This is a genomic window from Paraburkholderia sp. LEh10, from assembly GCF_017814945.1.
GTDB lineage: Bacteria > Pseudomonadota > Gammaproteobacteria > Burkholderiales > Burkholderiaceae > Paraburkholderia.
Map to the genome: position 1 here is coordinate 1 of NZ_JAGIPX010000042.1, position 13,539 is coordinate 13,539.

Here is a 13,539-nt window from a genome sequence, read left to right on the forward strand (position 1 = left end):
TGCGCAATTGACCGACCTCGAGGCGCTGCTCAGGCAGTACACCACCAAGCGAACGGCCCGCGCCTGGTTGTATCGCGAGCAGTTGCGCGAGATTCTCGAACGCAAGCAAATTCATGTCGTCTCTGAGATGTTGCAGCAGTGGTGCACCAACGTCATGCGTTCGAAAGTCGAACCTATGAAGGACGTCGCACGGTTGATTCGTCGACACTTCGACGGCATCGTTGCGTGGACTCAGACTCGACAGACCAACGGCTTCATCGAAGCCATCAACGGCTTGTTTCAGGCCGCCAAGCGCAAGGCGCGTGGCTATACGCGCTTCGAAACCATGCGAACCGTGCTGTTTCTTATCGCGGGCAAACTCGACTTCTCCGCATTCAACTCGCATGCCCGCTGACGGCCGTTACCCACTGCATTTTCAAAAGAGCCCTTTATATTGATCAAAGTCGAATATTGGAAAGACAAAACGCGTAGCCAGCTTACGCATACTCGCAGAACTGCTAATTCAAGACGAGTCAAAACCTCAGAATAATCGCTAGCGGCGTCTTTAGTTAGCATTTCGTCAGCCACAGCGCAAAAGACAGACGAGGCGAACCGGTGGCAAGTGGCAAAAGTGGTCGCGCGAGGGATTCGCGCTGCCCGACAGATCGATAGGCCGGGTCAGCATACAGGATTGCGAACGCATCTTTTCCCCTGAATGGACGATCCACGCACTGAGATGCGACGTCGCGTCGCCGGTGACTTGCGTTAGCTTTTCTTTTCTCCGGCTGCCCATAATTCGCAGCCCAGTAGCAATGGTGGACACATGTGAAGTGTGCGCGAGCGACTGCTTTGCACCCGTCGCGGGCTTGGTTCACATGTGTCGAGCACCGATCTCAACAAATATACTTATCCTCTAGCGTCGAAACTGTTCTCCTAGCGCCTGCGGAACACTAGCGAACCAGCGAGTCACGGCGAAGCCTCACTATCAGGAGCAGACGGCCGTTCAATTTCCCGATAATCAAACAACGTTGACCGGGCGAAAATAAACACTACAGTCGCCTCGTAGATATTGCCAACAGCATCCTCGAGTGAAAACGGTTTATTGAGTGAGAATCGTGCGGGCTGAGGCTCTCCATCATTGATTGCAATATTGTCCGCGTACAGGTACATACGACCCGACGTGTCGAGAATCGGGTTGAGTCTCCCTTCTAATCCCGGAATGTAACCCGTCTGATGCACGACAAGCGATCCGCCGTCACAGCGGTGTTGCAAAACCAGCCTCAATTCGTTTTGACCGCTCCGCAAATCGTCAACCACTTGTGCATAATATTGAGGATGGGCGAGCAATATTGCATGCAGACGATCGGGGTCCACCTCTAGCGTTGCAATGCCCGACCTGTCGGACACCGCGTCTAGCACCGTCCCGTTACGCGATATCGCCGAAACCGTCACACCCGGCAGAGGCATATTTGCATAAGATGAGACGTTTACTGTCAGGGTCCGGCGTGAACGCACGCCCCTGACGGGTAGCCTGTAGCGATGCACCCGTTCGAAGATTTCATCGCAAACACGTTCGATATCTTGATCAAGGCGCAGGTATTGGTACTGTTCAATTTGCCAGGGGACTGACGCAACGTCATCACTTACGACTGGAATGAGCACCCTCGGTTCGCTCGAGTTGTGAAGTTGCCTCTGGAACTGCCTGATCTCCTCATCCTGCCAGTTGGATATTTGACTAGAGTGCCCCAGCAGCACCACCATGTGCTGAGAAAGTTCGATTGCCGGCGAAAGACCAAGCTTGTTCGTCGCTGAATCACTCGTTAGCCTTACGTTCAATCCCCGACTGGTAAGCGAACTCGCCATCAGACGCGCCCAAGGAGCGTCACTCTTCGAATGACTTATGAATAATGACAGCGAGCTCCGTTCTCCGCTTTGGGCCGTGAGGCGTGCTGAGCGAACAAACTCGTCCCGATTGTCTTGAAGGAGATTCGTGTTGCCGAGCCTGTGAGCAAGCAACGCAGCAATTGTCTCAAGACTGTAGTTGATGCTCGCGGCGTCGGACGACGCATCCTCGAGCGCCGACAGACCTTCTCCGAAGCTCCAGAATGGAACGTAGGGAATAGTAAGTGAGCGGACAAGTGTGTCAACGCTGACTTCTCTGGCTCGCCACGGCTGAAAGAACTCCTCAAGGCCTGATGCGAATTTCTTACGCCAGCTAATAGCAATATTATGCTCGACTTGTCCTTCAAACCGCGAAGGTACTGGTAGTAACAACAGTCCCGCTCGATCAATGGCAAGATCGTTGCGTGCCTTGGCCGCGCGGCGTGCTATGTCACGTGCGCCGTTGAAGCTTTGCTCGTTTGCGGTGAACATGAAAGCCAGTACGTCCGGCAACTGCGCAGTAATTATCCCCGAGAAGTCAGTCACTCCTGTTCGTGCGTCGACAAGAACGAAGTCAAAATCACGCCTCAGTTCTTCAAACATGGCTTCGAGCGCGCCCCCGAGCCCTTTCTCATACATACCGCCCCAGTCGAGTGACTGCACCTGCGAATAGTACAGATCTCCGTCACGACCGGCGTGTATGAGCGAGATCGAGGATCCCGAGCCAGCCACGAGCTTCACGACATGGCTTCGCCATGGCAACGGCTGCTCTGGTGATCGAACGAAGGTCTGCAACAGGTCAACCAGACCAGGCGTGCCCCCTCGCCAGTTTTGCCCGCTCTCTTCCGCCAGATTTCCGAAGAAATGCGCAAGCCCTGGCGCTTCGATGTCCCAGTCGATACACAGGACGCGATAACCCCATCGCGATAAAAGGACGGCTGCGTTGGCCAGAGCGAAGGACCGTCCGACGCCACCTTTGTATGAATAAAATGTTACGACAGTACCCATGGATCACAGCCTCGGGAGCTCTAAAGATTGTGTCTGTACCGCAGGAGGCTCAAGCGCGGGCCATCCGTCCTCCCATTCCGGTGCCAATGTCAGGTGTTCATCGATCGAAATTGCAAGATCTTTCACCAGTTTGTTGAAATCGATATATAAAGGTGTGCTATCGAAATGCTTGAATGGGTGATTGTATTCGGTGAAGTCAAAATTGATTTGAATCTGCTTCGCACGCGGATCGAAATGCTTTCCGTCCGAGTAGATTACCGGAAACACAAGACCGCGCGCAGGCTTCCTGCCCCGCTTATCAAGGACTATTTCCCGCTCCAGCATGCTGGTCCACTCGGCCATGCACCAGCGTGAGGCAAAGTACGGCGGAGTCCATACGGCGACCATAATGCGACTCTGCAGCAAAGCTTGCTTCAGGTTCTCAGGCCATTCCACGCCTGTTGGCTGCTCCCGATCCAAAAAAATTCTTGGGGGTTGCGCAAGCTCGTTCGTCAAACACTCCTTGAGCCGTGGATGGAAGTGGTTTTCGACCCATTGTCCTGCGTCCCCAAGGCGGGGATAGCTCAAGAAAATATCCCACTCGTAACTCAATGCTGCACTCCTGACGTGTTATGTGGTGTGACCCGGCGACGGGATCGAAAGGATCACCCATTTAAACTCCCGTCTGCAAGCGGGTGCCGGCAAAACGCCGCTATGCAGATGGCTTATATATAGTGTTTGAAGGGCAGCGGCGCGCTTCGCCTGTTATCGGGCCTAGCCGTTAGAATTTCTCCGGTGTGTAATCGTCAGTGCGGGCGCAAGCTTCTCAGCCGTTTCTTCGACGCCGCGCAACTGCTCAAACGGGCATGGGTCCGTCGGGGACTGTCAGCCGCCCAGCATCGCTCACGCTTCATCAGCGAACCGCACCCTCTCAGACTCACGGTACGGATCGTTATGGTCGGTCATCGTGCTACCTTTCTCGCTCAGTGCGAGAAGACCATCACCATCGCAAAGAGGAACGCCAAGATAACAACTACCGCCCAGAACATCTGCCATCCCGGGCTCGAACTATTGATCGCCGCAGCCAAATGACTCTTTCGTTGATATCGGCGTCGTGCCATGTTGGTTCCCCGGTCTCTCGTCGTGTTAGTCTCGAGCCTACGCATTCCGAATTTCATCCCAATATACGGCAACGTCAAGCGCGCGGCGCTAGTCTCGCGCATTGCGTAGTATGGTCTCGTGCTGGGCAACGCGATCCGCTTGCAACAACCGATCACTTCTGAGCGACAATTACCGCTCAACCACGTCGAATGTCATTGGCCGATGGCCTTTTCTTCACTTTCCAGCTGCCAGCTGCTCAACCCACAGATTCGACTGAAGTAGGCCTGATCTCTTCAGCCAGATCACGTCAACGCATCCGGTGTACGAAAATGGCAGCTGCGCATCCTAGAAATGTATTCGCCGCCGATGCTCAGTGAATTGCCGACAGCCCGGCTGCAAGACGCGCCTGCAAGTCGGAACCAACGCGACGGAATCCAAGCAGTCTTGCTGCCGTGCGAACCAGATCTGCGTCGGTGCCGCCTGCATTGTCATCTCGAGCGATTTTCAGCGCGGCCTTGATCTCGAGCATCGAAATGTTCGTAGACTTCAGTGTCGCTCCGCTCTCGGCGGACCGGTCCCTGACCGGCACCGCGTCCAGATGCTCGCGTATGAACCAGAATTCTTCGTCGCAGAGGAGATCACGGTCACCCGACTGTGCCTGAAGCAACGCGGCGCGCGTCGCGGTCAGAATGCGCGAGCCAGCCTTCTCCTTCCCGAAGCACGCCGCGAGGCGCCGTGCAGCCTCCTCAACATTGATGGGCCCCTCGGCTGCCACGATTCGCTTGGCCAGATCGGCCAGTATTGACGTGGGGACCTCGTGGGGTTCCTGCCGGGTGCTCACAGGAAAATGTGCGCGCTGGTAGGCGGGCATCTGCCTCGTGACAGCATCAGGGACCTCGAAAGAAGCAGCCGTCGTTTCGACGACCGGGATCGAAACCGGTCGAGGCCGGTTGGCGCCGTCGATACGAACGCCAGCTTCTGCTGCCTCGCGCGCAGAGGCAAGAGCAACTCTTAACCGCTCTATCTCCGCTCGACGGTTGTAAAACCAGTCGGTGCTCCAGATGCGATGAAAGCGCCAGCCGAGATGCTCGAGAACGTCCTGCCTCAGGCGATCACGCTCTCGCGCCCACAGTGCGCTGTGATAGGTCGCGCCGTCACATTCGACTGCGAGAACGTACGTGCCGGGGCGATCCGGATGCCGAACCCCCATGTCGATCCGGAAGCCGGCCGATCCAACCTGCGGATCCGCCAGATAGCCGAAGCTGCGAATGACGTTTGCCACATCCTCCTCGAACGGCGTGTCGGCCATCTCACCAGTCGGCCTGGAGTCGTCCATGTTGCCGTTTTTTGCGAACTCCAGGAAACGCTTCAGGATCCGGGCGCCATCGCGACTTACCCGGCTGGGATCGATATCGCCTGGATCGAACGACGCAAACACCTCGCAGCGCACCCGCGCGCGTGTAAAAAGCACGTTGAGACGACGCTCGCCACCTTCCATATTCACCGGCCCGAAGGTCATGCTGGCAAGTCTGCCGCCGGGTGTGACGGGGCCATAGCAGACGCTGACCAAGATCACGTCACGCTCATCCCCCTGAACGTTTTCGATGTTTTTGACAAACACGTCCTCGGCTTGTCCTTCGCGAAGAAATGCGTCGAGAGTTGCATCGCTGCGGCGTGCGAGTTCCAGAAGCTCGGTGATCAGGTTTTTCTGTGTCGAAGAGAACGTGACGATGCCAAGCGAAAGCTCTGGGTGCATACGTGCGTGCTGCGCCACGCGACCCACGATCGCTTCGCCCTCTTTCCGGTTATCGCGCTTACCGCCCTTGTCGTAAACACCATCGACGCGGGTGAAGCATAGGCCGAACGCTGGGTCATTCTGCAGTGGTGACGGTGGCAAGATGAGGCCGTCATCGTAAAATTCGCGGTTCGACATCCGGATCAGCGAAGGATCTCGCGACCGGTAGTGCCACTGAAGCATGCGCGAACCAAGGCCCCGCGCCTCGCAAAGGCTAAGGATGCTTTCCATCGAGCCGACCTTGGCCGCACCACCCAGCAGGTCCGCCTCTGCTTCTTCCTCGGCGTCGTCGTCGGCCTCGTCGTCGAGAAGGCGGTCAAAGAAGGAAGACGGTGGCAATTGCTTCTGGTCACCGACCACTACGATCTGTCTGGCACGCGCGATCGCACCCAGCGCATCCTCTGGACGCACCTGCGACGCCTCGTCGATCACAAGCAGATCGAAGGTCAGTGCTCCAGGCGGGAGGTACTGGGCCACCGAGATCGGGCTCATGAGCAGGACGGGCTTGATCCGCTGCACGGCCGTGCCGGCCGTCGAAAACAGCTTGCGAACAGCGATGTGCCCTCGCTTCTTGCCAATCTCGCCGCGAATCACCTTCATTTCGCCCATGGCTCCCTGCGGGACCTGCTCCAGGTGTCCGGACAGGATGGTGGTCACATTCTCCGACAAGCGCTTGCGTTCGAGCAATGCGAACGTTTCGACAAGTTCATGACGCTTTTCCAGCCCCATATCGCGTAGCACGGGGGACGAATCCAACGCGACGCGCCAAAGGCGCTCGGCGCGCGCGAACCGGAGTTCCACAGCCGCCGCCGCAGGATCGAATTCACCTGTTCGCATTCGTTGCGCAAGGTCCGTCAAACCCGTCGACGCCAGCCGCTGGTGCAGGCGTGTCAGATTAGTCCATGCCGAATAGCGGTCGGTAGACGACGCCATCGCGTCGAGGCGAGCCGCCATCTCGCCGAGCTCGACTTTCTCCATGCTCGATTCGCCGAACACATTGGGATCCAGCTTCAAAACACGAACGACCTCATCCAGGTCTCGGACGACCTTCGGCGCGGCATCACGAAGCGCGCGTCGCATCTTCGCAACCACATCCGGCTGCTGGGCGAGCGCCAACAGCGTATCTGGCGAGCAGTTTAGTGCGGCATCGCCTGCTCGCTCACACCACCCCGCGATTGTGAGCAAGGCGCCCATGTCAGTCCGCTCTCCGTGCCAAGCGTCTCCCATAACGCGAAGGCAATAGTCCTTGTCATCCTCCCAACGCGCCTTGCGGGATTGGACTCTATCGAGTCGATCCACCAGTTCGACGCGTTTGTCGGCTGTCTTTGGAAGTGTGCCGCGCAGCATGCCTGCCAGGTCACGGGACGCGGCGCGGTAGCCACCGCCCAATCGCGCGAAGAAGGAGCGCGTGCCAGCCACCAATGGTCCGCGCAACGTGGCCGTCTTCGCAGCGAATGCCGCCTCGACGAATGTCTCATCGGCGGCGTCTTGCTCTGACCGCCACGCAACTCCGGCCTCGATCGCCTTCTTGAGTCGCGGCAAATCGGACGCTGAAAGGAACGCGCGCGCGGTGTTGGCAGATCCTGCAGGCAGACCTTCCAGGCGGTCAAGAACGTCTGCGATGGTTCCTGCCGACGAGATAGTCACTGGCACAGTAACGCTCAATGCGCCCGCAGAAGTTCTCACTGCATCTTCTAGCAGTAGCACCGCGGCATGCGCGGTCTCGATAAGCCTGGCCAGTCGGGTGAGGTCGAGTGGCTGGAGATCAAGGTTTTGGGTTCCAGCGAATGGATGCCTGTTTGCGTCGCCCTCCTCCCTGAGCACTTCGCCATAGCGGGCAACGGTCTCGAGCAGTTGTCGCTCCTGCTCCCGCGTCATCTGCACAAGGTCGTCGGCAGAGATGGTAGGAGCTGGCGCGCCCGAGCCGATGTAATGAACCTGCACGCTCAACACCGAGAAGGCTGTCTCCCCCGTGCTTCCAATCGGACTGTGCAGAGCCTCTGCAAGCAGGTTTAATTTGTCGCGTGCCTCAGTGAGAGCGACCGGTGCACCGGGTTGAACGGGGACGGCAGCGGCAGCTCCGATAGTGCGGGCGAGTTCCGCAAGCACCGCTTTCCTGTTCGCGCTTCGCGAGTGAAGCTCCAGGCAGATATCCCGAAGACCGACCTTCACGAGACGATCATGCACAACGGAGAGAGCCGCCATCTTCTCGGCTATGAAGAGGACGCGCTTTCCCTCCTTGGCTGCCGCCGCAATAATGTTGGTAATCGTTTGCGACTTGCCCGTTCCAGGAGGGCCCTGAACGACAAGGTTACGACCTGACCTCACTTCCTCGATGACACGTGCCTGCGATGCGTCAGCATCGACGACGTGGAACAATTTTTCGGGTGGCAGCACGTCGTCGAGCCTGACCTCGGGACCAAAGAGCGGAACTTCAGATTCGAAGCCTTCGAACAGCAGTCCGCGCGTGAGCGCGTGCTCCGCAATCGCCCCGTCGGGCCACGCATCGATAGCGAGGTCGCGATACATGAGCAGTTTCGAGAACGAAAAGAAACCGAGCTGCATGGCATCGCTCTCGACCTCCCAACGGGCGCGGCCATTCACTACCTCCGCGACCTGCTCAAAATAGGTTGAGGGCTTCCAACCTTCCTCTACCTCGATGTCGGGCAACGCGATGCCGAAATCGTCCTTCAACCGTTGCTGCAGCGGCAGGTTCGTAAGGACGTCTTCGTCCCGAATCCGGACATCAAAGGTTGAAGTGCGCTGGTTGCGAACGAGTTCAACCGGCAAAAGCACCAGCGGTGCTGCGCGCGCTACGGCCGAAGATTTGTCCTCAAACCAGGTGAGGAAGCCGAGCGCCAGATAGAGAATGTTTACGCCCGACTCCTCCTCCGCCGTCTGCGCTTCATGAGCGATCTTGAGAAGTCTTTTCTGCAGGGCATCGGGACCCATGCGGGTCTCGAGCTGCGCATCCGTGTAGCGATCGGCCTCGAACTCTTGCGAGCCGGCGTCGGCTAAATGGATCGCGTCGCTGGAATCGTCGCGATCATGGCCGATAGCCAGAAAGCGCATAACCTTTCGACTCGAAAGGATTGCATGGACGTCGTCCGATCGCTCGTTGACGATGTTCACGACGTTCCCACGTGTGTTCGCACGGTTGACGTGCACCAGACGGTTTCGGGTGCCGGTCTCGACCAATCGCTTGCGAGTGTCGTTGAACAGCCGGATCAAGGCTGTCCGATCTGATACGTCGGTCGCCGTCTCGTCGCTTGCCACGTTAGCCATCTGTGTGCCCCCTGTCCGCCGGTTTCCCGACGCTCTCTTCTTTGATACCTTTTAACTCTGGTCTCTTTGAAAACTCAGCCGGTTCGAATGATCTTCTTTAGCCGAGAATAGATTTTTGGTCCAGTGTAAGTTTGGCAAATTTACCAGAATTCTGCGCGTGGCAGCGCACACTGCCGGGTTTTGCCCGTTGGAGCTCCGGGATACCGGCCGGCGAGACGATTTTCTTTCGATACAGCGATGAACAGGTCGCCATTTCATTTGGAAGGCGATCAGTAACGAACAGAACCTGATACGGCTTTTCGAGAGTGCCCGTGCGGCGATCGCTATGCAAATCTAGGCTCGGCCGCGAAGGGCCATGTTCGAAAGGTCCGAATTCGGCAATGAAGTTCAGCGACCGACCCATGCAACTTCTTCCGCGCCCGCTAGCATTTCTGATTAACGAAGTCCCGAGCATACTGATCCGCTATTATTGCGGCCCGAAGCACCGGTGCCCGGCGACGCCCACACCACCTGTGAGAAAGATTTGATGGACCAAAGCCCTCGTACCATCCACCCGAGCGAATCGTTGCGGACGATTGACACCTTGTGTGAGCCGGACCCCAGAAATTTGGGGTTCATCCGGTTCGACAGCGTCGTGGGTAATGCTCGACCTACAACGGCTCTCGACCAACTTGAGGATGTTGCGCGCTTTACCCTTCGCACCGAGGTACCCGAGGCTGTAAGAGTACATTTTGAAACCGCGAAAAATCTCTATGCATACGCTTGGTTTGTCTATCGATTTCACGCTGTGGCTGAGCAGCAGGCGCTAGCTTCACTGGAATTCGCGTTGCGAGAACGGCTTGAAGGAGAAGTCACACAATTTCCCTCGAAGGGAAAACGCCGGCCAAACGGGCTAAGCGGTTGGCTTAATGAGGCGTTGGCTCACAGACTGATATCAAATGCCCGCTTCACGAAGCGGATAGAGTGGGCGCTCCAGCGCGCGAGGAGCCGAGCTGAACTCCAAATGGTTGACCAGATGCAACGTTCCGGAACGTTAACTGCGGAGGTCGATTACTCGTCCGTAAAACCGTCCCCGGAGGACTTGGACCATGACTGGATTGGTGTCTTTATCGACAGCCTGCCGAAAATCCGGAACGCTTACGCTCATGGATCGAGCCTCCTTCATCCGACCGTCCTGCGCACTTTCGAGATAGTCAGCGACCTGATCAACCAACTGTTTATTCCGGCCCCATAGCCAGGTTATTCGAACGTGTGCCGCTCTCCGGCCGCACAGAGGAACCCGAGAAGATGTGGCGCAAGCGCCAAAGGTTCGACCGCTTCAGGCAACCGAACCGTAGTTCACCATTCCGCGGATACCGCTATACTTCGCGTCTTCACGTCTGACATCCAATGTTATGAGAGGAAAAATCGCCGACGGTGAAGCCAGGGATCGCCTGATTATCTGGATCCGGCGTCGTATGGAAGAATTTGGTATCACGACGGATACATTGGCCGCTTCGATTGAGCATGACGAGGCTCACCCGCCGCTATATCGCGATGCACGAGGACACCAGTGGAACGGACTCGCCGACATGCCGGACTGGCTGCTCGCTTCGAAAAATGCCGGCGTTAGTCCTGAGTTCTTCCGGATCGAAACAACGTCGAACGCACCGACGCCAATTGCCACGCAAACCACCCAAGCCCAGGCTATCGTCGATCCACGCCAGCTCAACCTTTTCGACACAGTGTGATCGCCACACCTCCGCACAGCGCATGTGGATGTTCGGCACAACGGGGGCCGACACGGTCCCCTACGACTTCCCCGCCTGATCAGTGTCGGGAACTGGCGAACTCGCGGTTCCCGCAAGAAACTGCCGGAGACGTTGTTCCGCGTGAATGACCTTGTGCAGCGGTGCGCTCGCGAGTTGCGAATCGTGTAACGCCAGGAGACGCTCGAAAACAGAAACCGTGTCTTCAGCGAGCACCCATTCATTCGACACGTGCGCCAGTTCCAGCGCAGCCTCCACAGCATATTCCGCTGTCTTGAAGCTCCTGACGGGTTCTTTCCCGTAGCCTTCCTGCTGAAGAAACCACGCCACGTACACGGTCCGCATCAATTCATTAAACAGGTGACGGTTCCCGTGACCATCCCTGCAGGCAACGAGGGCAAGATGGGACGACAGTGACTGTTCGCGCACAGATGCCTCAGCCGTCGGCAATAACATTGCCTTCGTGAGGTGCTTCCGGGGTCCGGAAGCACTTGTCCCGCGTCGCTTTGAACTCATTTCGTTCGTCAATGCAAGTGTCACTGCAGTCATTCTAGCGAAATAATTCCATAGCACCGGCGAAATGCAGGTTCGCGTTCCGTCCGTGCGAAAACGCACTGCTCGCGAAGATAGGACCCGCTTAACAAGTATTCCCGATCGACAGCGTGATGCGAGCATATCGGCGTCAACTGTGTCGCTCAGTATTCGAAACCGGCATGTCACGTCGCACCTCTCCAGGAGAACAAGCGGATGACGAAGACAATCAGGTGCGGCCTGTTATTTCTGGCAATGGGATCGCCCGCGTTTGCCGGCGCGCGCTACGTAGAAGTATGGAATCCACCCGAAGCGCGCAGTGCAATGCAGTCGCGACAATCCATCTACAAGACGCCGAAGCATCGACGCGCGGATGTCCGCATTGCGCACCACGGGTTGCGTCACCGGGTCGTCGCGGCGGCGCCAGGCCCGAAAGCATCCGTCACGGCCGTCGAGCACCGCGCTCATGAGCCGCGGTATGAAGACATTCCGCGCCAGATGACACCCGAGGGCAATGTGCTTCGCGTCGATGGACGTCACGCACAGGTTGAAGTCGAACGCTGATGCGAAGCGAAAACACAAGGGCTACACGCTCTGGGGACATGCCATCCTCCAGCAGAAGGAAAGTTCACAGCGCGAACGCTACGCTGCCAGCGGCACGATCACGCTGGACAACAAGGTCGTTGAAGCGTCGGGTGTACTCGGCGAGTTCGGCACGGAAGACGAGGCAGAGCTGGCCGGGCTCAGATGGGCGCGCGCATGGGTGGATAGTTTCAACTGATGTGCCGCCCGTCGTCCCGTCGCCCTTCTCATAGACGCCGTCATCCTTGATGGGATCCCCGAGCAGGAACCAGCAGTGCTTCTAACGTGCGAAATGAAGAAGCGCGGCAACACTGACGATCGATGCTGCAGCAAGGATCCAGCTGCCAAGCCGGGAATAGACCTCGCGCACAGCCCACCAGAGTGGGTGGCGTTCTGCGCGTTTGCGCTCGGCGATCAGGTCATGCAGGGAACGGGTTAGCCGCGCCACATCCGCCTGTGCAACCCGCTCAGCGTCAGCCTGATTCAGCAGGAAATCGAACACACTCCGCTCTGCGATATTGTCCTTCCAGTTCTCGACCGCGTTGAGATCGCGCACCTTGACCGCGCGCGACATCCCCGCCCGATGTTCCGGATCCGTGTAATCAAAGTTAAAGCCGAACTTTTCGTAGAAGCGGTTGCGTCGGGCGGTGTTCTTTCCGTACGCCTGGCCTGCCAGCAGCTCGATGTTGTTCACGTCAGCGTCAGGCCACTGACGAGCCCAGCAGACGATCTCGTTCATGAGATATGTGCCGATCCGTTGCCCCTCTAACCCCGGCAGATCGAGTGTCACAAATCCGTGCCCCCACACGCAAGAGGCCGTCACGGAAACGCGGTTATGCACGGCAGAATAGCAGCCCTGAACTCACCCTGCCCGCTCGCCGGCCCGACGGGTACGCCGATCATGCGGTATGAAAGCTCAATGTGCGCCGTATCCAGCTGCCCGTCCGCGTAGCGCTCATATCGCGTTTCGCGCTCGACGAGTAATCGGGCGATCACGCCACGATCTGCTTTGTTGCGATCGCTGATCTCGAGAACGAGCACGCGCGGCTTCTTTCCCGGACCTTCATTGATTTCCAGTGTCGGTAACATTCCCGCTCCAGCGACAGGCCATCTGATTGCTGCAACGATAGCGCGGAAGTCGTCCACTTGGATCCGGCCCATATTGAATTCCCGAATGCCTTTCGCGTCGCGCAGCGCGATCGCCGCACGGTTCAGGCTATCGCGTAACTGCTCGGCCTCACGCATCCCTGGCAAACGCCAGTGCGGGTTGTTCGAGTCGCTGGTCAGCGCGATCACGATGCCGATCCCGAACGGTCGCTGCCACCACGGATGCAGCGACGTCACATCCTGGCTGCGGAAGAGCTCAAGGCTCTCGACCCGCCGGCTGAAAATGCCCCGGCGACAGGTAATTCGCGCGGTGTCAATGATGATTTCCGTGCAGGCTGTTCGGAGGTATGCCAGCACGACACTCGCCGCGATGACCACCAACGCGATCAGGGGCGCATACCACGGCACGGGCCATCGGGTTGTCGCGTGCAGATAGGCCGCGAATACGATGATCGTGCCGACGACGCCTTTGAGATACGCAGGCAGATTCACGACCTGCGACGGCGTGCCGCTGAAAATGATCTCTTCGACGACCGTCACGTC

12 protein-coding genes are annotated in these 13,539 nt (G+C 57.8%); 5 read left to right on the plus strand and 7 right to left on the minus strand.

The features are described from left to right. Positions 1-394, plus strand: a 394-nt coding sequence (locus tag J8I87_RS28760; RefSeq protein WP_209935510.1) for a transposase, incomplete at its 5' end; no start/stop codon positions are given. 551 nt (positions 395-945) lie between these two features. Here J8I87_RS28760 and J8I87_RS28765 read toward each other — a convergent pair. The 4 genes from J8I87_RS28765 to J8I87_RS28780 all read right to left on the minus strand — a co-directional run bounded on the left by J8I87_RS28765 (position 946) and on the right by J8I87_RS28780 (position 9,431). After that, positions 946-2,868: a KGGVGR-motif variant AAA ATPase gene (locus J8I87_RS28765; protein ID WP_209935511.1), complete on the minus strand. Its 1,923-nt coding sequence runs from the start codon at positions 2,866-2,868 to the stop codon at positions 946-948. A gap of 3 nt (positions 2,869-2,871) precedes the next feature. After that, on the minus strand, positions 2,872-3,459 hold the full coding sequence (locus J8I87_RS28770; protein ID WP_209935512.1) for a toll/interleukin-1 receptor domain-containing protein: 588 nt from the start codon (positions 3,457-3,459) through the stop codon (positions 2,872-2,874). A gap of 859 nt (positions 3,460-4,318) precedes the next feature. Continuing rightward, on the minus strand, positions 4,319-9,028 hold the full coding sequence (locus J8I87_RS28775) for a DUF3320 domain-containing protein (protein WP_209935513.1): 4,710 nt from the start codon (positions 9,026-9,028) through the stop codon (positions 4,319-4,321). Positions 9,029-9,125: 97 nt separating this feature from the next. After that, positions 9,126-9,431 carry a hypothetical protein gene (locus tag J8I87_RS28780; protein ID WP_209935514.1) on the minus strand — a complete coding sequence of 102 codons (306 nt, stop codon included), beginning with the start codon at positions 9,429-9,431 and terminating at the stop codon, positions 9,126-9,128. An 84-nt stretch (positions 9,432-9,515) separates the two neighbouring features. Here J8I87_RS28780 and J8I87_RS28785 point away from each other — a divergent pair, with 84 nt between their 5' ends. Then, complete coding sequence (locus J8I87_RS28785) at positions 9,516-10,262, plus strand: hypothetical protein (RefSeq protein ID WP_209935515.1); 747 nt, start codon at positions 9,516-9,518, stop codon at positions 10,260-10,262. Positions 10,263-10,422: 160 nt separating this feature from the next. Then, positions 10,423-10,758, plus strand: a complete 336-nt coding sequence (locus J8I87_RS28790) for an H-NS histone family protein (protein WP_209935516.1) — start codon at positions 10,423-10,425, stop codon at positions 10,756-10,758. 60 nt (positions 10,759-10,818) lie between these two features. Here the strand turns inward: J8I87_RS28790 and J8I87_RS28795 are convergent, their stop codons facing one another. Further along, on the minus strand, positions 10,819-11,232 hold the full coding sequence (locus J8I87_RS28795) for a hypothetical protein (RefSeq protein ID WP_157097498.1): 414 nt from the start codon (positions 11,230-11,232) through the stop codon (positions 10,819-10,821). A gap of 291 nt (positions 11,233-11,523) precedes the next feature. Here J8I87_RS28795 and J8I87_RS28800 point away from each other — a divergent pair, with 291 nt between their 5' ends. Then, positions 11,524-11,871 carry a hypothetical protein gene (locus J8I87_RS28800; protein WP_245254231.1) on the plus strand — a complete coding sequence of 116 codons (348 nt, stop codon included), beginning with the start codon at positions 11,524-11,526 and terminating at the stop codon, positions 11,869-11,871. Then, positions 11,855-12,088, plus strand: coding sequence for a hypothetical protein (locus J8I87_RS28805; RefSeq protein WP_245254232.1), 234 nt, complete (start codon positions 11,855-11,857; stop codon positions 12,086-12,088). Before J8I87_RS28800 ends, J8I87_RS28805 begins: the two co-directional genes overlap by 17 nt. An 81-nt stretch (positions 12,089-12,169) precedes the next feature. Here J8I87_RS28805 and J8I87_RS28810 read toward each other — a convergent pair whose 3' ends face one another. Both J8I87_RS28810 and J8I87_RS45050 read right to left on the minus strand, forming a co-directional pair. Then, a complete protein-coding gene (locus tag J8I87_RS28810) occupies positions 12,170-12,628 on the minus strand; it encodes a hypothetical protein (RefSeq protein ID WP_209935518.1) in 459 nt (152 codons plus the stop codon). 80 nt (positions 12,629-12,708) lie between these two features. Continuing rightward, entirely contained in the window at positions 12,709-13,536 is an 828-nt protein-coding gene (locus J8I87_RS45050; RefSeq protein WP_313066538.1) for a PH domain-containing protein, read from the minus strand. Positions 13,537-13,539: the final 3 nt, after the last annotated feature.

Excerpts from the sequence above, each read along its gene's own strand:
- J8I87_RS28765 (WP_209935511.1), bottom strand. The coding sequence starts at position 2,868 with ATGGGTACTGTCGTAACATTTTATTCATACAAAGGTGGCGTCGGACGG.
- J8I87_RS28775 (WP_209935513.1), bottom strand. The coding sequence starts at position 9,028 with ATGGCTAACGTGGCAAGCGACGAGACGGCGACCGACGTATCAGATCGG.
- J8I87_RS28780 (WP_209935514.1), bottom strand. The coding sequence starts at position 9,431 with ATGGGTCGGTCGCTGAACTTCATTGCCGAATTCGGACCTTTCGAACAT.
- J8I87_RS28790 (WP_209935516.1), top strand. The coding sequence starts at position 10,423 with ATGAGAGGAAAAATCGCCGACGGTGAAGCCAGGGATCGCCTGATTATC.
- J8I87_RS28795 (WP_157097498.1), bottom strand. The coding sequence starts at position 11,232 with ATGTTATTGCCGACGGCTGAGGCATCTGTGCGCGAACAGTCACTGTCG.
- J8I87_RS28800 (WP_245254231.1), top strand. The coding sequence starts at position 11,524 with ATGACGAAGACAATCAGGTGCGGCCTGTTATTTCTGGCAATGGGATCG.
- J8I87_RS28810 (WP_209935518.1), bottom strand. The coding sequence starts at position 12,628 with ATGAACGAGATCGTCTGCTGGGCTCGTCAGTGGCCTGACGCTGACGTG.